Here is a 24,372-nt window from a genome sequence, read left to right as displayed (position 1 = left end):
CGTGTTAAGTTCAAGCGAGCAGACATAGGGAGGGTAGGTTTTAAAGTAACCTTCCTTTTTTTTCGTCTTCTCGCTTTTTTACAGCCTAAATTTCAGGAGCTTTGGTTTGAGCACCCCAGCAATTTTAGCCCTTGCCGACGGAACTATCTTTAAAGGTACTTCTATTGGTGCATCGGGTAGTACGACTGGTGAAGTCGTTTTCAACACTGCCATGACTGGCTATCAAGAAATTTTGACTGACCCAAGTTATGCACAGCAACTTGTAACCCTAACTTACCCACATATCGGTAATACAGGTTGTAATGATGAAGACGCTGAGTCAGGTCGAATTCATAAAGTATGGGCCAACGGATTGATCATTCGTGACCTACCTTTATTGCATAGCAACTTCCGATCTACGCAGTCATTAGGTGAATACTTAAAAGAACATAATGTTGTTGCCATTGCGGACATCGATACCCGACGATTAACACGTATCTTACGTGACAAAGGCGCGCAAAACGGCTGTATTCTTGCTGGTGAAAATATCACTGAAGAACAAGCATTAGAAAAAGCACGCGCTTTTGGTGGTTTAAACGGTTTAGATCTTGCAAAAGAATGCTGCGACCCTGAAGGCTTTGAATGGTCTGAAGGCTCTTGGACACTTGGCAAAGGCTTTTCTCAGCCTGAACTTAAATTCCATGTTGTTGCATACGATTACGGTGTCAAAACCAACATCTTGCGTATGCTTGCAGATCGCGGTTGTAAATTGACTGTCGTACCTGCGCAAACTCCTGCTGCTGACGTACTTGCGTTGAATCCAGATGGCGTGTTCTTGTCGAACGGCCCCGGCGATCCAGCGGCATGTGACTACGCAATTGAAGCTGTAAAAACAATTGTAGAAGACGCTCGTAATGTACCTGTATTTGGTATTTGCTTGGGTCACCAAATTCTTGCGCTAGCAAGCGGTGCTAAGACTGTGAAAATGCCTCACGGTCACCACGGTGCCAACCATCCTGTACAGAACATCGAAACTGGTACAGTGATGATTACTTCGCAAAACCACGGCTTCGCAGTAGATGCAGAAACACTACCTGCAAACTTGAAAGCTACGCACAAATCACTGTTCGACCAAACCCTACAAGGGATTCATCGCACAGACAAACCTGCGTTCAGTTTCCAAGGTCACCCTGAAGCAAGCCCTGGTCCACATGACTGCGCACCATTGTTCGATCATTTCATCGAACTTATCGAAGCATCTAAGAAGTAATTAAGGAAGCATCATGGCTAAACGTACAGACATTAAAAGCATCTTAATTATTGGTGCGGGTCCGATTGTGATCGGTCAAGCATGTGAGTTTGACTACTCAGGTGCGCAAGCTTGTAAAGCCCTTCGTGAAGAAGGCTACCGTGTTATTTTGGTGAACTCTAACCCAGCGACCATTATGACTGACCCTGCAATGGCAGATGCAACGTACATCGAACCGATTACTTGGCAAACTGTTGCAGCTATCATTGAGAAAGAACGCCCTGACGCAGTTCTTCCTACAATGGGTGGTCAAACTGCTTTGAACTGTGCCCTTGCACTTGATGAGCACGGTATTTTAGAAAAATACAATGTTGAATTGATTGGCGCGACGAAAGAAGCAATCGAAAAAGCGGAAGACCGTAAACTTTTCGATATCGCAATGCGCAAAATCGGTTTGGAATGTCCACGTGCTGACGTTGCAGAAAGCATGGAACACGCTTTGGAAATCCAAGCACGTTTCGGCTTCCCTGTAATTATCCGCCCATCATTCACGATGGGTGGTTCAGGTGGCGGTATCGCGTACAACAAAGAAGAATTCATTGAAATCTGTGAACGTGGTTTCGATCTTTCTCCAACCAAACAATTATTGATCGATGAATCTTTAATTGGTTGGAAAGAATACGAAATGGAAGTTGTTCGTGACAAAAACGACAACTGTATCATCGTATGTACGATTGAAAACTTTGACCCAATGGGCGTACACACAGGTGACTCAATCACTGTTGCTCCTGCGCAAACATTGACAGACAAAGAATTCCAGCTTTTACGTAATGCATCTTTAGCTGTACTTCGTGAAATTGGTGTTGAAACTGGCGGTTCTAACGTACAGTTCGGTATCAACCCGAAAGACGGCCGTATGGTTGTGATCGAGATGAACCCACGTGTATCACGTTCATCTGCTCTTGCGTCTAAAGCAACTGGTTTCCCAATTGCAAAAATCGCTGCAAAATTGGCTGTTGGTTATACCCTTGATGAATTGAAAAATGACATCACTGGCGGTACAACTCCAGCTTCATTCGAACCTGCGATTGACTACGTTGTAACCAAGATTCCTCGTTTCAACTTCGAAAAATTCCCACAAGCTGATGCAACACTTACAACTCAGATGAAGTCTGTAGGTGAAGTCATGGCAATTGGTCGTAACTTCCAAGAGTCTGTATCTAAAGCCCTTCGTGGTCTTGAAGTGGGCGCTTGTGGTTTTGATGAAAAAATTGAAGTGGGTACTGAAGGCGCGCGTGAGAAAATCTTACAAGAGCTTAAAGTTCCAGGTCCAGAGCGTATTTGGTACGTGGGCGATGCATTCCGTCACGGTTTCACACTAGACGAAGTATTTGCTGCGACAAACATCGACCGTTGGTTCTTAATCCAAATCGAAGACATCATTAAAACTGAAAACCAAATCAAAACTTTAGGTTTTGGTGATTTGAATGCGGACAACATCCGTTCATTCAAACGTAAAGGTTTATCAGATCTTCGCATTGCGAACTTGATGGGCATTTCACAAAAACAATTCCGTAAACACCGTTGGAACTTGGGCGTGACTCCAGTTTACAAACGTGTAGATACATGTGCTGCTGAGTTTGAATCAGATACAGCTTACATGTACTCAACTTACGATGAAGAATGTGAAGCAAATCCTTCAACTCGTGACAAGATCATGGTGATTGGTGGCGGTCCTAACCGTATTGGTCAAGGTATCGAATTCGATTACTGCTGTGTACACGCGGCACTTGCTATGCGTGATGACGGCTACGAAACAATCATGGTGAACTGTAACCCTGAAACTGTTTCTACAGATTACGACACATCTGATCGTTTGTACTTCGAACCAATTACACTTGAAGATGTTCTTGAAATCGTGCGTATTGAGAAGCCTAAAGGCATTATCGTACAGTACGGTGGTCAAACACCTTTAAAATTGGCTCGTGCTTTAGAAGAAGCTGGTGCGCCAATCATTGGTACATCTCCTGACGCCATTGACCGTGCAGAAGACCGCGAACGTTTCCAACAAATGATTCAACGTCTGCAACTTCGTCAACCAAACAACAGTATTGTAAAATCTGCTGAAGAAGGTATGGCTGAAGCAGCGAAAGTTGGCTACCCACTTGTAGTACGTCCTTCTTACGTGCTTGGTGGCCGTGCGATGGAAATCGTTTACAACGACGAAGAATTAAAACGCTACTTACGTGATGCGGTTCAAGCATCGAATGAAGCGCCAGTTCTTCTTGACCGTTTCCTAGATGACGCAATCGAAGTTGACGTAGACTGCGTATCTGACGGTAAAGACGTTGTGATCGGCGGTATTATGCAGCACATCGAACAAGCAGGTATTCACTCAGGTGACTCTGCATGTTCTATTCCTCCTTACTCTTTATCTAAAGAAGTACAGGACGAAATGCGCCGTCAAACAATTGCTATGGCGAAAGAGCTTGGCGTAATTGGTTTGATGAACGTACAGTTTGCTGTGAAAGGTAATGACGTATACATCTTAGAAGTGAACCCACGTGCATCACGTACTGTTCCATTCGTATCTAAGTGTATCGGCGAATCTTTAGCGAAAGTGGCTGCACGTTGTATGGCGGGTCAATCTCTAGAATCTCAAGGATTCACTTCAGAGATTATTCCTGAGCACTTCTCTGTAAAAGAAGCAGTGTTCCCATTCAACAAGTTCCCTGGCGTTGACCCAATTCTTGGACCTGAGATGAAATCTACAGGTGAAGTGATGGGCGTTGGTAAAACATTTGGTGAAGCGTTCTACAAAGCCGTTTTAGGTGCAAATGAACGTTTACCTGGTCTACCAACTGAAGGTGAAGTGAAACATGCATTTATTTCAGTGCGTGATTCAGACAAGCCTCGTGCTGCAGGCATTGCGAAACAACTTATTGATTTAGGCTTCAAGATTCTTGCGACTGATGGTACATTTAAAGTTATCAGTGAAGCTGGTCTTGAATGTGAACGCGTGAACAAAGTGACTGAAGGTCGTCCTAACATTGTGGACCGTATTAAAAACGGCGAAATCCACCTTGTAATTAACACGACTGAAGGTAAAAAGGCGCAAGAAGATTCATTCTCTATCCGCCGTTCTGCACTCCAAGGTAAAGTGTATAACACCACCACTCTAAACGGTGCTGATGCTGTATGCCAAGCTTTAGCAATTAAATTGCCAATGGATGTATACCGCTTGCAAGACCTTACCAAAGGTTAATTAAGCTACCGAGAAGTCCCGTCACCTTCTTGGTGGCGGGCTTTTTTCATTTATATACTTTGTCTTTTTGACATTTTTTTGAGGGACAACCATGCAACGTTATCCTATGACTCCTGAAGGCAAAATTGCCTTAGAGAAAGAATTACACCAACTTAAAACTGTGGATCGCCCACGTATTACTGCTTCAATTGCTGAAGCGCGCGAACACGGTGACTTAAAAGAAAATGCAGAATATCACGCAGCACGTGAGCAACAAGGTTTCTGCGAAGGCCGTATTCAAGATATCGAAGGTAAATTGGGTGCATGCCAAGTAGTTGATGTAAAAGATCTTGAGCAAAACGGTCGTGTTGTATTTGGTGTAACGGTAACAATTGAAAACCTAGACACTGAAGAACAAAAAACTTACCGCATTGTTGGTGATGACGAAGCTGATTTTAAAATTAATAAAATCTCTGTGAACTCACCAATTGCACGTGGTCTTTTGGGTAAAAACGAAGGCGACGAAGCAAAAATTCAAACACCAAATGGTGAAGTTGAATACGAAGTTGTTAAAGTTGAATATATTTCTTAATTGAAATAATTCAAAATTGAAGCCCCTCTTTTGAGGGGTTTTTTATTGCCAAATCATCATTACTCGTCTATCTAGCTCATATTTTAACTTGCCGTAATCATCACAAGTTTAAATCATTATTGTCATTGTAAATTTTGCACATTCTATTAGTGTTAAAACATCGAATTAAAAAAATTAAAGTGTGCATGCATTATGAAAACTGGACGTGCCAGCAATACCGCCCAAGCAGCCGCGGCTATTCGCGCTTACGATAACCTTAGCAATCAGCCACCCTTATTTCATGATGCTTATGCAATCAAAATGACCAGTCCTGCATGGCGATTTGTACTTTCAAATAAGGTACTTATGCGACTATTAAAAACACAGCCCGTACGCCGCGCATGGGATTTACTGGTCACACAAGTTGCATTACGTTCGGCTTATAGTGAAGACTGGTTATACGAGGCGCTCAATCGTGGTGTAAAACAATATGTCATGATTGGTGCTGGCCTAGATTCTTTTGCTTTACGGGCTGCTGCCCAATACCCAGATGTCAAAATTTATGAAGTTGATCATCCAGATACCCAAGCTCTGAAAATTAGCGTTTTAAGTGAACACGGAAAGATTCCAGAGAACGTCGAATTTGTACCCATTAATTTTGAACAAGAAAAACTCAGCGAGGCACTTAAAAAGAGTAGTTACGATGCCAATCAAATTGCATATTTTTCTTGGCTAGGCACAACGCATTATCTTAAACCAGAAACAACACTCAGCACATTAAAGGATCTTGCGAGTTGTGCTACCACTAACAGTGAAGTTGTGTTTGATTATTCGGTGCCATATCAACATTTACAGGGTATTGAACGCCTTGGCACCATGTTTCTTAGTCAAGTTACTCACTTACTCAATGAACCTATCATGGGATTTTTTAATACACAGCAATTGCACGATTTAATGTGGAATTTGGGATATCTCGTTTTAGAAGATCTATCTGGTACAGACATCACGGAGCGCTATTTGGTCGGCTCTAAAAAAGGAATGCAACATACAGATGCAGCGCACTTAATCCGTTTACAGATTATTTAGACTTTTGCATCCAGTGATATAAAATAGCACTGCACTAACTCCTCCTTTAAATTGTATGTCTGAAAAGTTAATTAATTCCCCTGTTAATCATTGGTGTGAGTTTGAGTTTATCTCTAAAACTGTCAAAAACCCCAATATTCATATTAAGGGCAATTACAGCTATTACTCAGCTTACTGGGATCAGGGCTTTGAGCGCTGTGTAGTACGTTATTTGCATGATAAGCCCTCCACACCAGATAAACCGATTGATCAGCTACATATCGGCAATTTTGTCTGTTTTGGCGCAGAATGCGTGATTATGATGGGTGGCAATCAATTGCACCGTACAGACTGGATTTCTGCTTTTCCATTTGATACACGCAGTTTTATGCCTGCTGGCAATACTGTTATTGGTGATGGTTGCTGGATTGGTTCACGTGCCATGATTATGCAAGGTGTTAAGCTTGGTGAAGGCGCTGTGGTAGCTACAGGTGCAGTGGTCACTAAAGATGTGCCACCTTATGCCGTTGTAGGGGGGGTACCTGCAAAAATTATTAAATACCGCTTTCCTGCGGACGATATTGAAAAACTGCTTTCCCTTAAAATTTATGACTTAGATGAAAAGCAGTTTTTAAAGATGCGTGAACAGTTGCAGACGGATGATCTGGAATTTCTAGTAGAATTTTTAAGGAATTAAATCTAATATTAAGCCATTAAAATTCCAAAAGATTAAGTATGCAAACTATTTTGAGTTTTATTAGTGGAAATCCAATTTTTTTCACCACAGTATTTGCACTTACGAATATTTTATGGCTGATATTTTCTTTTTACCAAAAACAAAAAAATGATAAATGTCTAATTGATTATAAGGCTGAAAGAGATAAGGAATTAGAAGGCCTAAAACATACCTTCGAATTAGGCTTGAAAAGAAAAAAAAGAATTTTGGCATCAAACAAGAAGTTTATGGAAACTTCTTTAGTAACTTAGACAAATTTCAATCAAAAGCGCAAATCGATTCACAAAAATCAATAAATCTTTACATGTAAAACTTTTTGATCAGCATCGTTAAAGCTTCAGAAAAAAATGATCCCAATGAGATTGCTAGAATCACTAGTGAGTATCATAAAAATATTCAAAGTTTTTTTGAAAACTTATCTGATGAACTTAATACCCTACAAAATGAATGTAATCGTTTGAAGTTCTTTGCACCTGATGAAATAAGAGATAAGCTAAAAGATATAACAATAGGCTATAAAAATATTTTTGAAATGACTACTCAATATACAAGTAATATTTCTAATCTCTTTTTTAATGAATCAGCACAGAATGAAATAACTAAAAAATTTACACTAGATCTTCAACCTATTTCAGATAAGTTAAAAACTGACATGAATGATATCGAAAAATTACTAAGATCAGATTTATTTTCATAAATAAAAAAACCCACTCAATCGGAGTGGGTTTTTCAGAATATGGTGGCTATGACGAGACTTGAACTTGTGACCCCCGCATTATGAGTGCGGTGCTCTAACCAACTGAGCTACATAGCCTTAAACTGTGCGCGCATTATGTGGTTTTATCCACGGTACGTCAAGTACCTCATGCGCTTAATCGATCAAAATTTGTTGAAGTGAGCCGATAAGCCGGGTTCTGTCTAGAACGATCATTCCTCTAGGCGCACAATCACTCATACGCTCAAGCGACCTACCCGGATCCAGCATGGGCCATGCCTATTGGATCCCTATTTGGTCTTGCTTCCGGTGGGGTTTACCTCGCCATGAACTGTTACCAGCCATGCGGTGCGCTCTTACCGCACCCTTTCACCCTTACCTTCGATTTCGATTGCTCGAAAACATAATGAAGGCGGTCTTCTCTCTGCTGCACTTGCCGTCGGTTTACACCGCCCAGGCGTTACCTGGCACCTTGCCCTATGAAGCCCGGACTTTCCTCCCCTGCTTTAATCACGGAGATTTCCACAGCAGCGATCGTCTGGCTCACTTCGAGGTGCATCTTAGCAAAAATTTGAACTAATTGCTTGATGTTTTTTGAGCAGTCAGTTTTTCATACTTTGCAAACAGCTCATCCTGTGTTTCTTCGTGGTTCGGATCTAGTGGAATACAGTCGACAGGGCAAAACAATTGACACTGCGGTTTATCATGATGCCCGACACACTCTGTGCATAAATTTGGGTTAATTTCATAAATGATGTCCCCCATAAAAATTGCCTCATTCGGGCACACAGGTTCACAAACATCACAATTGATGCATTCATCGGTGATATATAAAGACACGCTACCAGCCTTGTTTAAGTTTACGCTTAAAGGCAGCTTCGACATTTGCAGGAACAAATTTCGTTACATCACCTTGTAAGCGAGCAATTTCACGTACTAACGTACTTGAAATAAATGAATACTGTTCAGATGGGGTTAAAAACACAGCTTCAAAATGCGGGTCAAGTTGGCGATTCATATTGGCTAATTGAAATTCATATTCAAAGTCCGATACGGCGCGCAGACCACGCAATACTGCTGTTGCATTTTGCTCATGAAAAAAATTCACCAGCAAACCATCAAAGCCTACAAATTCGACATTGTCCAAATGACTTAAAGAGTCTTTTGCCAATTCAACACGTTCGTCCAAACTAAATACCGGATTTTTATGATGCCCAATTGCAATAGCCACCACAACTTCATCAAACATGCGCGCTGCACGTGTAACTAAATCGATATGTCCATTGGTAATCGGATCAAATGTGCCCGGATAAATTACGCGAGTTTTAGACATCCATTTGTACTCAGTTTATTTTGTAGGACTGTATTTTAGCAAAATCTTGTTTTTGGGTGAAGAAACTCCATCATTTAAAAACTTCATATCTATGTAAGTTCGGGTACAATAGTCTTAAGTTTGGAAGTATCAGATTATGGCGAAAGCAAGTATTGTAGTTAAAAAAAATAACGGCGGCACTATTGCACTTAACAAGCGTGCACGCCACGATTATTTTATTGAAGAAAAATTTGAAGCAGGACTTTCTCTACAAGGTTGGGAAGTCAAATCAATGCGTGCAGGCCGTATGACCATTGTTGAAAGTTATATTACTTTTAAAAATGGCGAAGCGTTTTTATTTGGCGCGCAAGTGCAGCCTTTGTTGAGTGCTTCTACACACGTGGTACCAGAAGCAACACGTACACGTAAGTTGTTACTGAACCGCCGTGAAATTGAAAAACTTATGGGCGCAATCAATCAAAAAGGTTATTCATGTGTGCCGCTGGCGTGTTATTGGAAAGGCCCAAATGCCAAGCTTGAAATTGCATTGGTAAAAGGTAAACAATTGCATGACAAACGTGCGACTGAGAAAGACCGTGATTGGCAACGCGATAAAGCCCGCATTATGCATAAATAATTGCTCATCCTTTATATGTAAAAAAAACCTCCAAATACGGAGGTTTTTTACATATAAAGGATCGGCTTAAACTTATACGTGAGCGACTAGTATTAGCAGAACTTTAAACCACCATAGCAATTAGACGCAAAGCTTTGGCCTTTTAAAATTAAGTTTTCAACATTTAATTTTAATGGTGTACTACTCAAATCAATATTGCCAATATTAGCTGTTAATGCACCTAGCTTTAACAAGCCTCCCAAATCGTTGGTTTTAGCTGGATTCTTTTGTAAATAAGCACTGACAGCAGTACCAATTTGTGGGAATAACTGATCGATATTAATTAAGTCTTGTGGAATCACATCCCCAATATTCACTGGGTCTTTTGCCGATAACCACCAACCTTTTTGTGCAATATCATCATCATTGGTACCCATCCATTTCACTGCTTGCTTTTGTAGACTGAGTGATAAAGCTGAGTTGATAGGTAAGTTATGAATTAAACCCAAAGATTGATTTAGGGTTAAATCTGCGGTTACTCCCGTGATTTTGCCGTTCATATACACATTTTCAAACTTTGAATTTGTAGGTGCCAACAAACAAGCTAATAAATTACAGCTGGTTACTGTCGCTGTTACCTTACCGCCTAAAGCAGTTACACCCGTAGGATAGCCCGTAACTGGGTCATAATTGACCTTACCTTCTGTAGAGTATCCACTTTTATCGTCACCCAACAAAATATCAGGCACATTGACCCGTGATACCAGTGTTACAGATTTCATGCGTGTACCATTCACCACAATTGCTGGCGTGGTAAACGGGTTATTATTAATATCTGGAATATTAAAGCCACCTGCAGTGGTGGTAAAATTGACTTCGGCAAGTCCACCTAAACCTAGAGCTTGTAAGCGACCATTGACCGAAAGATTGCCGTATTGATTCGAACCATACAGGTTGTATCGTGTGCCTGCTGTACTGGCTAAGCCTTTAATCGTACCACTGCTGTCAGACTGTACTTTCATATAACCCGATAAACTATTAATACCATTGGGTTTAGAGCTATTTTCTGTCCCCGTTGTCAGCAAGCCCACAACCTTATCTGCACTTAAGCGAAAACCAACAATCTCTCGTGCCGCCGCACTGTTAGGGTTTTTCACAGCAAATTCAATAAAAGGATTCGTTAACTGCGCAGAAGATGATGCTCGTCCATCTGCTGTATTGCTTTGTCCACTCAGACTTAAATTATCAATGTCGATATCACAGCCACCTGCACCATTTACACCGCCACAGCCAAGTTTTAAGCTCTTCACATTAATGTTTAAATCCATCACAGCATCCATACCGAGCTTATAAAAGCCAATATTTTCAGCTTTCATTTGTGCATTGGTATTTTCTGGATTAGTGACTGTCATACTCAATAAAGCTTGACCATTCACTTTGGACAGCTCTTGATCATCCAAGAGATTCAGCCCATCAGCCGCATGTACACTATTTAAAAAACAAAGCGTAACACCTGCGACAAGTGTTGTTCTTTTCATTTTAGCTCATCCTTCTTCTCTTTTTAGGAGCGCCATCCTCGGCGATTTTATGAGAAGATTAGAACAAGAAATAGCTCAATCATATATATCATTTTGTGACTTAAATCACACTAAACACCCTTAAAATGCCATTTACAGCCTCAAAAAAAGCCAAAAGAACAGAAATTCTTTTGGCTTTTCATTCATTTATAGTTGAAATATCTATTAACAATTAATTTCAACAATACGTCATTATTTAATTCTACTTAATAATAAAGCTAAGTATTCACCAAACCAAAGTGCTGTGTCTAAATCACCTGCGGGTGGTGTCACCTCTATAGGTGCATTGTCAGATTGCGTCATTAAGCCTAAAAAACTCGACATACGATTCAGATCTTGCGTACCACGACCTGTAGGCATCATCGGTAAGCCTGACCACAACATGCCATGTTGCATAGCAAATAAGTTAATTTGCTGTAATACAGCCAGCTTGTCGCCACTCAATCCGCCACCATTGGTAAAACCAGCAGCCAATTTGCCTTGCCATGAACGTGCAAGCCAGCGCTTAGAAGATTGCTCCATAAAGAGCTTTAAGCCCGAGGTGATATTCCCCATATAGGTTGGACATCCGAATACAATGGCTTGAGCCCCATCAAGTGCCTCCCAATCCAAATGCTCAATATCCATTAAATGAACTTGAACCCCGACCTTTCGAGCACCTTGGGAAATAAAATCAGCAACTTTAGCGGTATGCCCGTATGGACTGTGATAAACAATAGCGAGAGATTGATCAGACAAAGACATAACAATTAAAAGCTGATAGATTCACTCAAGTTTAACATTTTCAAGCCATAAACACGAATGTTGCCATACGCCCTGTTTGCGCATGACGGCGATATGAAAAATACTCTTCCTCTTGGCGGTATGAGCATTGATCTCCACCTAAAACGGTCTGTACACCCTGTTGCACTAAAATGTAACGCGCAATCGCATACAAGTCCGCATAATATTTATCAGCTTTTTCACCTGCTCTGAATGCATCTTCTAAATCTGGATATTTTGAACAAAATGCGAGTTTGACTTCTGCGCCTATTTCAAAGCATTCTTGGCTAATGGCAGCGCCCAACCAAGCCCATGTTGGAGCTGATTGCATTGTAGCAATGGTATTTTCAATGATACCACCCGCCAAACCACGCCAACCCGCATGTAAATTAGCAACTTCAGTGCCCGTAGCATTACCCAAAACTACAGGTAAACAATCAGCAGTCATCATCATTAAGGCATGACCTTGACGCTGAGTCACCAAGCCATCACCTTCTAAAGGCTCAAAAGGAATTTGTTCGTTTACGGTATGGCAACCTGTGCTATGCGTTTGGTTCATCCAAGTGATTTTATTAACGCCATAACTAGCGAAATCTTGTAATAAAGCCATACGGTGATGTTGTACGCGCTTTGCATCATCTTGAACATGTAATGCTAAATTAAAGCCATTGAGTGCTTGATTGGTCGTCGCTAAGGTCTGCGTGTGATGTACTCGGGTCTGACCGACGTAGATCCCTTTAGGCAATCCTTCCACAAACTGCATGTCCATTCCTTTCATTTATATCTTTGAACTCATCATAACGAAAAAAGCCCATACTCGGGCAACTTAGATTGCCTTTATATGGGCTTAATTTCATTTTGAAATTAGTACGCTTTATTTTCTGTGCGCAACACTTCAACTAACTGGGTGAAGTCTTCAGGCCAAGGCGCTTCAAACATCATGTCTTCACGTGTACGTGGATGTACTAGACCAAGTTTTGCAGCATGCAGTGCTTGACGTCTAAAGCCACGTAAAGTGTCTTCTAACAATTCAGACGCACCCGCAGGTAAACGTACACGAGGCACGTATACTTGATCGCCTACTAAACCATGACCAATATAAGTAAAGTGCACACGAATTTGGTGAGTACGACCTGTTTCTAAGCGTGCTTGTACACGCGTAAAGTTTTGGAAGCGCTCTTTGACGTTGTAATGCGTTACTGCATCTTTACCGCCTGGCAATACGGCCATTTTAATACGGTCAACTGGATGACGCTTGATCGGTTGATCAACCGTACCACCCGCAATAATGTTGCCGTATACCACTAAATCGTAAATACGATAAACCGATTTTTTCTCAAGTTGGCGACTTAAAGCGAACTGAGCTTCTAGGTTTTTTGCAACAACCAGTAAGCCCGATGTGTCTTTATCAATACGGTGTACCAAACCTGCACGTGCAAGTTCAACAGATTTTGGATAGTGATATAGCAAAGCATTCACTAATGTACCGGTAATATTACCTGCACCAGGATGTACAACCATGCCCACTGGCTTATTAATGACAATAATATCATCATCTTCGTAAACGATATCCAATGGAATATTTTCTGGCAGACTGCGTGTTTGAGGCTCTAATTCAACATTAAGGCTTAATAATTCAACACCTTCACATTTAAATTTAGGCTTTACGACTACGCCATCGACCAGCAAACTGCCGTCTTTAATCCATTGTTTCAGCTTCTCACGTGAAAAGTCTGACCAAACTGATGCTGCAACTTGGTCTATACGTTGCCCCAGATAGCTTTCATCCAATTGAAATTGCAACGATAAACGTGTTGCAGTTGAGTCTGAAGTATGGTTATCTGCATCCTCAGAATCTTCAAGTAAATTGAAATCAGTTTCAGGGAAAGTAGAATTGGAAGATTGTGCTTGACTCATTTGCTCATTCAGACAAAAGTGGTTTAATAGTGCAATTGTAGCTCATTGCCCGTAATAACAGAGGAATTTTTATGTCACTACCACATTATAAAATGACAATGCTTGCTCTAACAATTGGCATTGCATCGGCAATGGTAGGCTGCAGCAGCAATCCCAAAAAAGAAGTTGTAGACACAGGCCCACTTTCTAGTGAGCAAGTTTATATTGAAAAAGCACAAAAAGCGTTAGATCGTCATCAATATACTGATGCCGCAAAACATCTCGAAGCTTTAGAAACTTATTACCCTACAGGTAATTATGCAACACAAGCACAGCTTGAATTACTCTATGTAAAATTCCAGCAAAAAGATTATGAAGGTGCAGTGGCTTTAGCAGATCGCTTTATTCGTTTGAATCCACAACACCCGAAAGTAGATTATGCTTATTATGTACGTGGCGTTTCAAACATGGAACAAAACTACGATGGCTTACTTCGTTACACTTCTTTAAAACAAGCGCATCGTGATGTGAGCTACTTAAAAATAGCCTATCAAAACTTTGTAGACTTTATTCGTCGCTACCCATCGAGCGAATACGCAGTCGATGCGGCGCAACGTATGAAATTTATCGGCCAAGAATTGGCTGAAAGTGAAATGAATGCGGCGCGTTTCAATATTAAACGTAAGGCATACTTGGCGGCAGTAGAACGTTCACTTTGGGTAATTGAACATTACCCTCAAACACCTCAAATTCCAGAAGCCCTTGCTACAGTGGCATACGGTTATGAAAAACTGGGCGATAAAGCCACTGCACAACAATATATTAACGTTTTAAAACAAAACTACCCTGAGCTTGTAAAAGCAGATGGTACAGTGAATATGCGTGCAGCACGTAGTGATGGCAGTATCATTAACCGAGTAACGCTGGGCATTTTTGGTAAAGAAGGTCGTACACACTCAGAACAAGACAGTAAAACTCAAAACTCTGTCGAGAATGAAGACCGTAGCCTGACAAATCGTTTGAGTTTCGGCCTACTCGACCGTCCAAAATCTGAAACGACGAGCATTGAGAAATCAGCTGAGTAATTCAACCGCTATTCTGGGTGCATTTTTTCATAGGGCAAGTTATTATACTTGCCCTTTTATATTTTAGTTTTAGGCTTGTACACCACAGGCGAACAATTGTATAAAAGATACACGTAAAACTTTTAAACTACAGATACGTTCATTGATTGAATCAATTTTGTTCTGTAAAAACAATCCTTTATTTGTTTCGTAATAAATTTCTAGATTAAATCGGCAACGGCATGGCTATCCCTCAACATACAATTGATCAAATACTAGATCGCACCGATATTGTCGATGTGATTGGTCAATTCGTGAAATTGAAAAAGACGGGTCGTACTTATTCAGGCTGTTGCCCTTTTCACCAAGAAAAATCTCCTTCTTTTCATGTTTATCGCGATAAGCAGTATTTCCACTGTTTTGGTTGCCAAGCCAATGGTAATGCCATTCGCTTTTTAATGGATATTGGCAGTCGCAATTTTGTCGATGTCATGAAAGACCTGTCGAGCCAAACAGGTGTTGAATTACCTAAAGATAATCGCGATGCCAATAAGCTCAAATACAAACGCGAAGCGCCCAAACCCAAGGTAACCACGCCAGCACCTACACCAAGCACAGATCGTTCAGCTCAGCCATCTACTCGCAATGACACATTTACGCCTAATTTAGAACATGATCCATTTGCCGAGTTTCAAGCATTTGACGCGTCTGAATTACAAGACCCATTTGCAGGCTTTGAGCAATTTAATGTGGCTGAAGAAGCCGTACAAGATGGTAACCTTTACGATTTATTGGAAAATATTGCCCAGTTTTATGAACAACAATTACCGCAAAGCCAAACAGCGCAGCAATATTTTAAACAGCGTGGCTTGAGCTCAGAGACCATTGCTTATTGGCGTTTGGGCTATGCGCCAGAAGACTGGCAACATCTCGAAAAAGCATTTCCACAAGATATTGAAGGGATTAAGTTACTTGGGCTAATTCGTACCAATGACAATGGCCGTAGCTTTAACTTATTACGTGACCGCGTTATTTTTCCAATCCGCGATGTAAAAGGTCGTGTGGTGGGTTTTGGTGGTCGTGCACTTAACGACGAGATTAAGCCCAAATATATTAACTCTCCCGATTCCGAAGTTTTCCATAAAAACCAATTGCTCTATGGTCTGTATGAAGGACGTAAGCAAAAAGCCCATGACTGGTTGATGGTGGAAGGCTATATGGACGTGATTGCCTTGCAACAATATGGCGTAGCGGGTGCAGTCGCAACTTTAGGTACAGCTAGTAATACTGAACATCTAAATATTCTATTTAAACAAAATAATCGCATAACTATTGCTTTCGATGGCGATGTTGCTGGGCAAAAAGCTGCCCGTCGTACGCTTGAAATTGCACTACCACTGCTTAATGACGGCCGTGAACTTAAGTTTTTCGTGTTGCCCAATAACCATGATCCAGATTCATTAATTCGTCGTGAAGGAATTGAGAATTTTAGAAGGTTACTTAATAAAGCGCCTCTCATGTCTGATTTTGTTTTTGGACTGCTAACGCAAAATCAAGATATTTCTACACCTGAAGGTAAAAGTCAGGTAATGGGTGAACTTCGTCAATTAACAGATTTACTACCTAAATTCGGGACTTACAAATACCTACTTAGTCAATCTTTTAAAGAAAGAATGGGGGTTGGACGACGTTGGACACCTAGTACAAATAATGATGCAATATTATCTTTTAACATTCGCACTCGTGATGAGGATTTTGCCATTGCATTATTGGCGATGAATCCATACCTATATACCCATTTTGAAATTTTAAGGGCATATTTAAACGAGAATTCAATTCTTGAATATTTCTTAAATTGCTTAGATAAAATTTTTGAAAATTTACCTGATGATCAAGAAATGGCTATATATTATGTGCTAGGCGCAACATCAAAATATTCTAATGAACTTGCCGAAATACTTGAGCGCGTAAATGTATCTTATATGCTAGAAACACCTGAACGTGCTTTTAACCATGCCACAGAATACTCTGAAGGTCTTCAAAATAAATTTCTCAAAGCCAAAATCCGAGACGCTAAATCATTAAAGGAAGGTGTCAATTTACGTCGCCAACTCAATGAGTTAACCAAGAAAATGGCTCAGCGCCTAATCTCTAGCTAGATCAACTTAAATTAATTAATGTTTTGATTTACGACGTTTTTTAGCTACTAAATTAAGCTTTTCCTTCATCAACTCAAAGCTACTTGGATCTTCAGCTTTAGCCGCTTCACGCAGTAAAATTGAAGTCGGGTGTAGTAATTTTTGAGTTAAACGATGTGAGAATTCAGTCATCACCAATTCAGCATTTTCACCACGCTGAATACGCTCAACTGCAAAAGCCAACTCTTCTTTACGCAACTGTTCACCCTGCTGGCGGTAAGCATGAATGGTTTCACCCGCAAGATTGACTTTTTGCTGTGTGATTAGCTCAGTCGCCAATTGATTGACCATCACTTCAGCTTCCACAGCCGCTTGGCGACGCTGTGCAAGGTTTTCATCAATTACAGACTGTAAGTCGTCCACACCATACAAGTAAACACCATCCAGTGTTTCCACTTTAGGCTCTATATCACGAGGTACAGCTAAATCGACCAATAACATTTGTTTATAACGGCGTTTTTTTAATGCGGCTTTTACATCTGCAAAATAAATCACTTGATGCAAACTACCCGTACAGCTCGAAATAACATCTGCGCGGTGCAGATTTTCGGCCAACTGAGAGAATTCGATAATTTCTACATCAACACGATGTGCAATTTCTTGTGCCAAAGTTTCGGCGCGACTGCGAGTACGGTTACAAATAATAATTTTACCCACACCCATTTCGGCCAAATGCTTTGCGACTAAGCTATTCATTTCGCCCGCAGCCACCACCATTACAGTCAGTTGCTCTGGCTTACTAAAAACTTGGAGTGCTAACTGAGCAACTGCATAACCCATAGATACAGCATGGCTACCCACTGCAGTTTCCGAGCGTACACGCTTGGCTGCATAAAAGGCATATTCAAATATACGGTTTAAATTGGGTGAAACTGTAGAGGCATCTTTGGCTAAAGACAGTGCTGTTTTGACTTGACCCAAAATTTGTGGCTCACCAAGCATCAGGGAGTCTAGACCACTCGCCACACGCATAAGATGTGTTACTGCATTGGCATTTTCATAGCGGTAAACATGATTACTCAATTGTCGAACATCTAAACCATTGGATTGTGCGAGCCAATTCATCACCTTGTCTGCATTTTCAGACATTGCATACACTTCAGTGCGATTACAGGTTGATACCACAACCATGTCATTTAAATCGGCACACTGACTCTGCTCCGCGAGTAAAGCACTTAACTTTTCTGGGTTAAATGCAATCTGTTCGCGTAGCTCTACAGAGGCGGTTTGATGATTGACACCTAATGCAAAGAAAGACATATCAGGTCATCATTTCGCTAAATTTATGCTATTGTGCAACATCGGTGTCATAAAAAGCATTACTTGGATCAAGAAAAATTGCGTCAAACAAATAGCCGAATTCGCGGCGAGACAATAAAGCAGTATTCTACCACATTCTTGTTACTTGGTAGCATGGCTTCTAGTGCTCAAATTCGAGCATCTGGAGAATTTTACCATGCAAATTCAAATTATGATGCACTTAAGCAAAGCATGATTGCTGAGTTTGCGCTGGCTTATGACGATATACCTACCGCAGTACATAATTACACTGTTTTGGCTATAAAAAGCAATTCAACTACGGTTAAGCAACGCGCATTAAATATTGCTATAGAACAAAATGATATGCGAGCGGCCTTAGACATCGCAACGTTTTGGGTGGTGCAAGAGCCAGAAGATGTACCTGCCATGTTTTACTTGGCACATATTGCTCTTAAAACCCATGAATATGATTTGGCTGCTGACACCTTAAATAAGATTTTAAATATTGATCCCAATGCTGATTTGGCTCAAATTTTAACAGGTATTTCGCCAGAATCTGAGGAAGATCGTGACTTTTTAATTCGTGCCTTACGTGCAAGCAAAGAAAGTACGAATCCATCTATTTTAGTGTTAATTGCAGGCTTAGAAGCTCAAAATAATCAATTAGATAATGCACTCAACACCATTAATCTTGCGCTAAAAAAACGCCCTAAAGTTACCAGTTACATTTTATTAAAAGCCAATATTTTAAATGCTTTAGGCAATATAGATGACACCGTTAATTGGTATGCCAAAGCCAGTCATCAGCATCGCAATAATATAGATGTGCGCCTTGCGGAAGCAAAGTATTTAATCAATATTAACCGCTCAGAACTGGCTCTGAGTAAACTAGAAGATTTACTGAAAAAATGGCCTAAAACCGACGAAGCACTGTTTATTGCAGGCTTAACCAGTATTGATTTAGAACATTATGAGCAGGCCGAAAAATATTTGGTTGAACTCCGTTATTCAGCACAATATCAAAATGAAGCTTACTACTACCTTGCTGTAAATGCTGAGCGAAAACAACATTTTGAAACTGCTAAAGCTTATTACCGCCTTGTAGATGGTAGCCTGTATACCGTTTCTAGACGCAACATGATTCACATTTTTGCCACGCAAGATAAGCTTAATGATGCACTTCGTTTTTTAACGCAAGAACGTGTGAATTATCCGCAACATGCAAGTTTTTTATATCTAGCACAAGCCGATATTTTAAAGCGCATGGACAATAAAAAAGCAGCTGTAAGATTATTAGATGAAGCAGTTAAAAACCTGCCAGATGATCCAGAGCTTATATATGCCGAAGTGCTCATGCTTGACCCTTTTCAAGACCGCGAAAAGCTCGACAACTTACTCAAAAAACTACTCAAATTAGAACCCAATAGCCCAACTTATCTCAATGCTTATGCCTACACATTAGCCATGCAAAACAGACGCTTAGATGAAGCACGTAGTTATGTAGAACATGCGCTTGAATATGCGCCAGAACAAGCATCTATTTTGGATACCCTTGGCTATATTTGTTTCTTGCAAAATGATTTTATCACTTCTGCACAAGTACTCGAAAAAGCTTATAACTTAAGCCACAGCGTCAATATTGGCACACGTTATGCCCGTGCTGTTTTCATGCAAGGTGACATGAATAAATTCAACCAAGTGTTACACCAACTGCAACAAAAATACCCAAATGATCCTCAATTAGATCAATTAAATTCGCTATTGTTACCTCAACATATTAAAAAGAGTTAAGCCCGCATGATGCGCCAACTGTCTAAATATACCCTTCCATTTTTTGCATGTAGCACGTTGGCTTTGACAGGCTGTCAACAATTCAGCAAACCGCAACTGCCTCCTCAAACTGTACAGCCAACTGCACCAGAAAAAGCACAATCTACAAACGAAGCTATAGATCAATTTGCCTTACAAGGCAAAATTGGCGTGCGCACACCGCAGCAATCTGGCAGTGCTTTTTTTACATGGCAACAACAGCAAGATAAATTTGACATCGAATTAAGTGGCATTTTAGGGGTGGGTAAAACGCAAATTACAGGTAGCACAGGCCAAGTAACACTCAATAGCGCTAAAACAGGCGAAATCCACGCAGACAGCCCAGAAGAGTTGCTCGAACGTGCAACTGGATGGCATGCACCTATTACGCATTTAATCAAATGGGTACAAGCAAAACCAGCCACAGATTCAGCCGTTGTAAATAAAGATCAACAACAGCGCATCACTCATATTACAGAAGATGATTGGGATGTGGATTTAAGCTATGCAGAACAAAATAACTTACCTAATAAGCTAATTTTGAAACAAGCACTCGAATCTGGTAAAGAAAACCGTATCACCATGGTGATTCAAAACCGTTAAAAACAATAAATATGAGTAGCCAAAGTATGAATAGCTCATGCTTTGGTACATGCTTAATGCATTTGTTTCAATCACTCTCTTCACTCTTTTTCTTCTTTCTAATAAAAAATAAATAGTGAGCGAGTAATTGAAGTCAACTTGCACCACATTTAAAAGACAGCTCGACACTGATCTGTAGAAAACTCATTCGGTACAATGCCTGCAAAATTCGATGTTTTAATCGTTTAGGTAGCGCACAACTGACATAGTACCAAAATGCAATCCTCTCAAAACAATATTCGACTATAATGCCCAATCAATGCGTGACGCACTTATAAGCACTAAGTTTCAGGAAAAAACGATTGTGAATGTAATTCGAGTTCCTTCCCCTGCCAAATTAAATTTGTTTTTGCATATTACTGGACGCCGTGAAAATGGCTACCACGAATTGCAGAGCATTTTTCAGCTCATCGACTTATATGACTGGCTAGAATTCAAACAAACAACTTCTACAGACATCGAAATTGATGGAATTGGCACTGTTGAACTTGAACAAAACCTCATTTACAAAGCAGCACAAATTCTAAAACCACATGCAAAAACACCAACTGGCTTAAAAATCAGCATTGAAAAGCATATTCCAATGGGTGCAGGACTCGGTGGTGGCTCATCAAATGCAGCAACGACACTGATTATTTTGAACCAGCTTTGGCAGTGCGGATTAACAATTGAGCAACTTGCATCGCTTGGTGTTCAATTAGGTGCCGACGTTCCCATCTTTGTGCATGGTCAAAATGCATGGGCTGAAGGCATCGGGGAACACTTAACATTCATAGATTTAGCTCAAAAAAAGTTCATTGTGCTTAAACCTGATTGTTTTATCAGCACTCAACTGCTTTTTTCACAAAAAACGTTGACAAGAAACTCAAAGCCCTCTAAATTTTGCGCCTATCAGTTAACGCCATCGAGTTTCGGCAATAACTTTGAGCCTCTGGCAAGAAGTTTATATCCTGAAGTAGATGAAGCAATGCAATACTTAGATCAGTTCGGTACTGCAAAACTTACAGGTACAGGTGCTTGTGTGTTTATTGAGTTAACCGAAAATTTGAATGTAAATGACATTCTTGAAAATGCACCATGTAAAGCTTACTTGGTGAATAGTTTACAAGAATCGCCATTACGCAAATTTAAGGTGTGATAGGGGTATCGCCAAGTGGTAAGGCACCGGGTTTTGATCTCGGCATCCGTTGGTTCGAATCCAGCTACCCCTGCCATTTAATTCATCTGTAGATGTACTGTATTAGGGGTATCGCCAAGTGGTAAGGCACCGGGTTTTGATCTCGGCATCCGTTGGTTCGAATCCAGCTACCCCTGCCATCTTACAGTCATCAAATTAGGGGTATCGCCAAGTGGTAAGGCACCGGGTTTTGATCTCGGCATCCGTTGGTTCGAATCCAGCTACCCCTGCCATTTTCTCAAAAAAGACAGAACATTCTTTTGTAGCTTCGATGTTAAATAATCTTGACAAAAAGCTATAAAAATATTAAAGTTCTGCCGCATTAGGGGTATCGCCAAGTGGTAAGGCACCGGGTTTTGATCTCGGCATCCGTTGGTTCGAATCCAGCTACCCCTGCCATCTATTTTCCCTATATATCAACCGCCAAGGGTGCTTCATGCCCAATCTTGTCGTTTTTAGTGGAACTGCGCATCCACAATTCGCTCAAAAAGTCGTAAGCCATTTACACATTCCTCTAGGTGCTGCTGCCGTTTCTACCTTTTCAGATGGTGAAATTGCTGTAGAAATCACTGAGAATGTTCGTGGTAAAGACGTATTTATCGTACAGCCTACGTGTGCCCCAACCAATGACAACCTTATGGAAGTCTTAGTTATGGCAGACGCATTACGCCGTGCGAGCGCTGGCCGTATCACTGCCGTGATTCCTTATTTTGGTTATGCTCGTCAAGACCGTCGTCCTCGTTCAAGCCGTGTGCCAATTACTGCTAAAGTTGTTGCAGATATGCTTACAACTGTAGGTATTGACCGTGTTGTAATGATCGATCTACACGCAGACCAAATCCAAGGTTTCTTCGATATTCCTGTAGACAACATCTACGGTACACCTGCTCTTTTAGCTGATCTTCGTCAACAGTCACATGACAATCTTATGGTTGTATCTCCTGACGTTGGTGGTGTAGTACGTGCGCGTGCTGTTGCTAAACAAATGGGTGATATCGATCTTGCAATCATCGATAAACGTCGTCAAAAAGCAAATGAATCACAAGTGATGCATTTGATTGGTGATGTTAAAGGCCGTGACTGTGTCATTGTTGATGACATGGTAGATACAGCGGGTACATTGTGTAAAGCAGCTGACGCATTAAAAACTTTTGGTGCGCGTAAAGTTGTTGCATACGCAACTCACCCAGTATTGTCTGGTAAAGCAATTGAGAACCTAAAGAACTCTGTTATTGATGAACTTGTTGTTACTGACACAATTCCTCTTTCAGAAGAAGCTTTAGCTCTTGGCAAGATTCGTCAAGTTTCAGTAGCAAGTATGGTTGCTGAAACGATTCGTCGTATTAACAACGAAGAATCTATTAGCGCAATGTTTGATTCTTATCTATAATATAGCGCTGAATTCCGAAGCCCTGCCTTTTGGCGGGGCTTTTACTCACTAGACTGGTCGAAGGTCTAGTCAATTAAACTTAAATTAGGATGTCTATCATGGCAAACTTCGTATTAAATGCAGTAGCACGTGAAGAAGCAGTACAAGGGAAAGGTTCGAGCCGCCGCCTTCGTCTTCAAGCTAAAGTTCCAGCAATCATCTACGGTGGCGAAGTAGCTCCTGTAGCAGTAACTTTAGAGCTTCGTGAGCTTGTTAAAGCTTTAGAAAACAAAGCTTTCTTTGAAGAAACTGTAGAAATCAACATCGACGGTAAAGTTGAAAGCGTTAAAATCCAAGCTTTACAACGTCACCCGTCTAAAAACACTCCAATGCACGCTGACTTCAAACGCGCATAAGTGTTAATGGTGTAAATTAGTGTCAAATATTTCACTGATTGTAGGTTTGGGCAACCCAGGTTCTGAGTATGCCCAAACCCGCCATAATGCTGGCTTCTGGTTCGTAGAACGTTTAGCCCAAGCTTATGGTATCTCGCTCAAAGCAGACCCAAAATTTCATGGAATTAGTGGTCGTGGTAATATTGAAGGTCAGGACGTTCGTCTGTTGTTACCTACAACATTTATGAACCTTTCAGGTAAAAGTGTTGTTCCCTTCGCAAAATTCTATCAAATTGCTCCCGAAGCAATGCTCATTGCACACGATGAACTAGACATGAACCCAGGTGTCATTCGCCTTAAAACTGGTGGTGGTCACGGTGGTCATAATGGTTTACGTGATATCGTTCCACATACAGGTCCTAATTTCCATCGCTTACGCATTGGTATTGGTCACCCTGGTTCTAAAGACCGCGTATCTGGACATGTATTGGGCAAAGCCCCTAGCAGTGAACAAGGTTTAATGGATGATGCTATTGCTCATGCTTTATCACGTAGCAAACTACTGGTAAACGGAGACATACAACAAGCCATGAACCAAATCAATGCTTACAAATAGAACTGATCAATCCACAAATTGTTGAACAATGTTTCTTGCCATGTTGCTCATTTCAGAGCAAAATGCGCTTGCTTGCCGAGTCTAAGCTGCAAGTAGGAAACTGATTTAACCATAAGATCA

At 40.8% G+C, this 24,372-nt stretch carries 23 protein-coding genes, 5 tRNA genes and 1 other RNA gene; 20 read left to right on the top strand and 9 right to left on the bottom strand.

Annotated features, from left to right (window positions below; genetic code table 11):
* The first annotated feature begins 106 nt into the window (after positions 1-106).
* From carA to D9K81_RS02635, 7 genes are all read left to right on the top strand, one after another.
* Complete coding sequence (carA, locus tag D9K81_RS02665) at positions 107-1,249, top strand: glutamine-hydrolyzing carbamoyl-phosphate synthase small subunit (protein ID WP_106984535.1); 1,143 nt, start codon at positions 107-109, stop codon at positions 1,247-1,249.
* Positions 1,250-1,262: 13 nt separating this feature from the next.
* The gene (gene carB / locus D9K81_RS02660; protein WP_120373789.1) at positions 1,263-4,493 is read left to right on the top strand and encodes a carbamoyl-phosphate synthase large subunit; all 3,231 of its coding nucleotides are present in this window, start codon (positions 1,263-1,265) and stop codon (positions 4,491-4,493) included.
* A gap of 91 nt (positions 4,494-4,584) precedes the next feature.
* Positions 4,585-5,064, top strand: a complete 480-nt coding sequence (gene greA, locus D9K81_RS02655) for a transcription elongation factor GreA (protein ID WP_120373790.1) — start codon at positions 4,585-4,587, stop codon at positions 5,062-5,064.
* A gap of 192 nt (positions 5,065-5,256) precedes the next feature.
* Positions 5,257-6,129, top strand: a complete 873-nt coding sequence (locus tag D9K81_RS02650; protein ID WP_120373791.1) for a class I SAM-dependent methyltransferase — start codon at positions 5,257-5,259, stop codon at positions 6,127-6,129.
* A gap of 55 nt (positions 6,130-6,184) precedes the next feature.
* Positions 6,185-6,805, top strand: a complete 621-nt coding sequence (locus D9K81_RS02645; protein WP_120373792.1) for a CatB-related O-acetyltransferase — start codon at positions 6,185-6,187, stop codon at positions 6,803-6,805.
* Between the two features lie 38 nt (positions 6,806-6,843).
* Complete coding sequence (locus D9K81_RS02640) at positions 6,844-7,095, top strand: hypothetical protein (RefSeq protein WP_120373793.1); 252 nt, start codon at positions 6,844-6,846, stop codon at positions 7,093-7,095.
* 65 nt (positions 7,096-7,160) lie between these two features.
* Complete coding sequence (locus D9K81_RS02635) at positions 7,161-7,541, top strand: hypothetical protein (protein WP_120373794.1); 381 nt, start codon at positions 7,161-7,163, stop codon at positions 7,539-7,541.
* A gap of 40 nt (positions 7,542-7,581) precedes the next feature.
* On the opposite strand, the gene D9K81_RS02630 is transcribed toward D9K81_RS02635, so the two are convergent.
* From D9K81_RS02630 to coaD, 4 genes are all read right to left on the bottom strand, one after another.
* Positions 7,582-7,658, bottom strand: a tRNA-Met gene (locus D9K81_RS02630).
* A gap of 73 nt (positions 7,659-7,731) precedes the next feature.
* Positions 7,732-8,109: RNase P RNA component class A (gene rnpB, locus D9K81_RS02625), an RNA gene on the bottom strand.
* 26 nt (positions 8,110-8,135) lie between these two features.
* The gene (locus tag D9K81_RS02620) at positions 8,136-8,399 is read right to left on the bottom strand and encodes a YfhL family 4Fe-4S dicluster ferredoxin (protein ID WP_120373795.1); all 264 of its coding nucleotides are present in this window, start codon (positions 8,397-8,399) and stop codon (positions 8,136-8,138) included.
* A gap of 1 nt (position 8,400) precedes the next feature.
* Positions 8,401-8,892, bottom strand: coding sequence for a pantetheine-phosphate adenylyltransferase (gene coaD, locus D9K81_RS02615; protein ID WP_120373796.1), 492 nt, complete (start codon positions 8,890-8,892; stop codon positions 8,401-8,403).
* A 136-nt stretch (positions 8,893-9,028) separates the two neighbouring features.
* On the opposite strand from coaD, the gene smpB reads away from it, so the two are divergent.
* Complete coding sequence (smpB, locus tag D9K81_RS02610; RefSeq protein ID WP_086176263.1) at positions 9,029-9,508, top strand: SsrA-binding protein SmpB; 480 nt, start codon at positions 9,029-9,031, stop codon at positions 9,506-9,508.
* Between the two features lie 92 nt (positions 9,509-9,600).
* Here the strand turns inward: smpB and D9K81_RS02605 are convergent, their stop codons facing one another.
* The 4 genes from D9K81_RS02605 to rluD all read right to left on the bottom strand — a co-directional run bounded on the left by D9K81_RS02605 (position 9,601) and on the right by rluD (position 13,743).
* A complete protein-coding gene (locus D9K81_RS02605) occupies positions 9,601-11,025 on the bottom strand; it encodes a hypothetical protein (RefSeq protein ID WP_120373797.1) in 1,425 nt (474 codons plus the stop codon).
* Positions 11,026-11,256: 231 nt separating this feature from the next.
* The gene (locus tag D9K81_RS02600) at positions 11,257-11,808 is read right to left on the bottom strand and encodes a flavodoxin family protein (RefSeq protein WP_120373798.1); all 552 of its coding nucleotides are present in this window, start codon (positions 11,806-11,808) and stop codon (positions 11,257-11,259) included.
* Positions 11,809-11,848: 40 nt separating this feature from the next.
* Positions 11,849-12,589: a peptidoglycan editing factor PgeF gene (pgeF, locus tag D9K81_RS02595; RefSeq protein ID WP_120373799.1), complete on the bottom strand. Its 741-nt coding sequence runs from the start codon at positions 12,587-12,589 to the stop codon at positions 11,849-11,851.
* 101 nt (positions 12,590-12,690) lie between these two features.
* A complete protein-coding gene (gene rluD, locus D9K81_RS02590) occupies positions 12,691-13,743 on the bottom strand; it encodes a 23S rRNA pseudouridine(1911/1915/1917) synthase RluD (protein ID WP_120373800.1) in 1,053 nt (350 codons plus the stop codon).
* Between the two features lie 71 nt (positions 13,744-13,814).
* Here rluD and D9K81_RS02585 point away from each other — a divergent pair, with 71 nt between their 5' ends.
* Positions 13,815-14,807: an outer membrane protein assembly factor BamD gene (locus tag D9K81_RS02585; RefSeq protein ID WP_120373801.1), complete on the top strand. Its 993-nt coding sequence runs from the start codon at positions 13,815-13,817 to the stop codon at positions 14,805-14,807.
* Between the two features lie 221 nt (positions 14,808-15,028).
* Positions 15,029-16,945: a DNA primase gene (locus D9K81_RS02580; RefSeq protein ID WP_120373802.1), complete on the top strand. Its 1,917-nt coding sequence runs from the start codon at positions 15,029-15,031 to the stop codon at positions 16,943-16,945.
* 15 nt (positions 16,946-16,960) lie between these two features.
* Here D9K81_RS02580 and hemA read toward each other — a convergent pair whose 3' ends face one another.
* Positions 16,961-18,244: a glutamyl-tRNA reductase gene (hemA, locus tag D9K81_RS02575; RefSeq protein ID WP_120373803.1), complete on the bottom strand. Its 1,284-nt coding sequence runs from the start codon at positions 18,242-18,244 to the stop codon at positions 16,961-16,963.
* A gap of 78 nt (positions 18,245-18,322) precedes the next feature.
* Between hemA and D9K81_RS02570 the strand changes: the two genes are divergently transcribed.
* The 10 genes from D9K81_RS02570 to pth all read left to right on the top strand — a co-directional run bounded on the left by D9K81_RS02570 (position 18,323) and on the right by pth (position 24,252).
* The gene (locus D9K81_RS02570; RefSeq protein ID WP_120373958.1) at positions 18,323-20,035 is read left to right on the top strand and encodes a tetratricopeptide repeat protein; all 1,713 of its coding nucleotides are present in this window, start codon (positions 18,323-18,325) and stop codon (positions 20,033-20,035) included.
* A 9-nt stretch (positions 20,036-20,044) separates the two neighbouring features.
* Positions 20,045-20,656, top strand: a complete 612-nt coding sequence (gene lolB, locus D9K81_RS02565; RefSeq protein WP_120373804.1) for a lipoprotein insertase outer membrane protein LolB — start codon at positions 20,045-20,047, stop codon at positions 20,654-20,656.
* Positions 20,657-20,999: 343 nt separating this feature from the next.
* Positions 21,000-21,833, top strand: a complete 834-nt coding sequence (ispE, locus tag D9K81_RS02560) for a 4-(cytidine 5'-diphospho)-2-C-methyl-D-erythritol kinase (RefSeq protein WP_228199817.1) — start codon at positions 21,000-21,002, stop codon at positions 21,831-21,833.
* A 1-nt stretch (position 21,834) separates the two neighbouring features.
* Positions 21,835-21,909, top strand: a tRNA-Gln gene (locus D9K81_RS02555).
* Positions 21,910-21,937: 28 nt separating this feature from the next.
* A tRNA-Gln gene (locus D9K81_RS02550) sits at positions 21,938-22,012 on the top strand.
* An 18-nt stretch (positions 22,013-22,030) separates the two neighbouring features.
* A tRNA-Gln gene (locus D9K81_RS02545) sits at positions 22,031-22,105 on the top strand.
* Positions 22,106-22,196: 91 nt separating this feature from the next.
* A tRNA-Gln gene (locus D9K81_RS02540) sits at positions 22,197-22,271 on the top strand.
* Positions 22,272-22,308: 37 nt separating this feature from the next.
* Positions 22,309-23,262 (top strand): ribose-phosphate pyrophosphokinase, encoded by a 954-nt coding sequence (locus tag D9K81_RS02535; RefSeq protein WP_106984518.1) that lies wholly within the window; start codon positions 22,309-22,311, stop codon positions 23,260-23,262.
* A 98-nt stretch (positions 23,263-23,360) separates the two neighbouring features.
* Positions 23,361-23,657 (top strand): 50S ribosomal protein L25, encoded by a 297-nt coding sequence (gene rplY / locus D9K81_RS02530; protein WP_120373806.1) that lies wholly within the window; start codon positions 23,361-23,363, stop codon positions 23,655-23,657.
* Positions 23,658-23,676: 19 nt separating this feature from the next.
* Complete coding sequence (pth, locus tag D9K81_RS02525; protein WP_120373807.1) at positions 23,677-24,252, top strand: aminoacyl-tRNA hydrolase; 576 nt, start codon at positions 23,677-23,679, stop codon at positions 24,250-24,252.
* Positions 24,253-24,372: the final 120 nt, after the last annotated feature.

Origin of the sequence: Acinetobacter chengduensis, from assembly GCF_003664645.1 — a bacterium.
GTDB lineage: Bacteria > Pseudomonadota > Gammaproteobacteria > Pseudomonadales > Moraxellaceae > Acinetobacter > Acinetobacter chengduensis.
The sequence above is the reverse complement of the archived record's forward strand: the minus strand, read 5'-3'. Positions and strand labels throughout refer to the sequence as shown.

Excerpts from the sequence above, each read along its gene's own strand:
- rplY (WP_120373806.1), top strand. The coding sequence starts at position 23,361 with ATGGCAAACTTCGTATTAAATGCAGTAGCACGTGAAGAAGCAGTACAA.
- hemA (WP_120373803.1), bottom strand. The coding sequence starts at position 18,244 with ATGTCTTTCTTTGCATTAGGTGTCAATCATCAAACCGCCTCTGTAGAG.
- carB (WP_120373789.1), top strand. The coding sequence starts at position 1,263 with ATGGCTAAACGTACAGACATTAAAAGCATCTTAATTATTGGTGCGGGT.
- D9K81_RS02605 (WP_120373797.1), bottom strand. The coding sequence starts at position 11,025 with ATGAAAAGAACAACACTTGTCGCAGGTGTTACGCTTTGTTTTTTAAAT.
- coaD (WP_120373796.1), bottom strand. The coding sequence starts at position 8,892 with ATGTCTAAAACTCGCGTAATTTATCCGGGCACATTTGATCCGATTACC.
- greA (WP_120373790.1), top strand. The coding sequence starts at position 4,585 with ATGCAACGTTATCCTATGACTCCTGAAGGCAAAATTGCCTTAGAGAAA.
- pgeF (WP_120373799.1), bottom strand. The coding sequence starts at position 12,589 with ATGCAGTTTGTGGAAGGATTGCCTAAAGGGATCTACGTCGGTCAGACC.
- rluD (WP_120373800.1), bottom strand. The coding sequence starts at position 13,743 with ATGAGTCAAGCACAATCTTCCAATTCTACTTTCCCTGAAACTGATTTC.
- D9K81_RS02640 (WP_120373793.1), top strand. The coding sequence starts at position 6,844 with ATGCAAACTATTTTGAGTTTTATTAGTGGAAATCCAATTTTTTTCACC.
- D9K81_RS02580 (WP_120373802.1), top strand. The coding sequence starts at position 15,029 with ATGGCTATCCCTCAACATACAATTGATCAAATACTAGATCGCACCGAT.
- smpB (WP_086176263.1), top strand. The coding sequence starts at position 9,029 with ATGGCGAAAGCAAGTATTGTAGTTAAAAAAAATAACGGCGGCACTATT.
- D9K81_RS02650 (WP_120373791.1), top strand. The coding sequence starts at position 5,257 with ATGAAAACTGGACGTGCCAGCAATACCGCCCAAGCAGCCGCGGCTATT.
- D9K81_RS02535 (WP_106984518.1), top strand. The coding sequence starts at position 22,309 with ATGCCCAATCTTGTCGTTTTTAGTGGAACTGCGCATCCACAATTCGCT.
- D9K81_RS02600 (WP_120373798.1), bottom strand. The coding sequence starts at position 11,808 with ATGTCTTTGTCTGATCAATCTCTCGCTATTGTTTATCACAGTCCATAC.
- D9K81_RS02585 (WP_120373801.1), top strand. The coding sequence starts at position 13,815 with ATGTCACTACCACATTATAAAATGACAATGCTTGCTCTAACAATTGGC.
- D9K81_RS02645 (WP_120373792.1), top strand. The coding sequence starts at position 6,185 with ATGTCTGAAAAGTTAATTAATTCCCCTGTTAATCATTGGTGTGAGTTT.
- lolB (WP_120373804.1), top strand. The coding sequence starts at position 20,045 with ATGCGCCAACTGTCTAAATATACCCTTCCATTTTTTGCATGTAGCACG.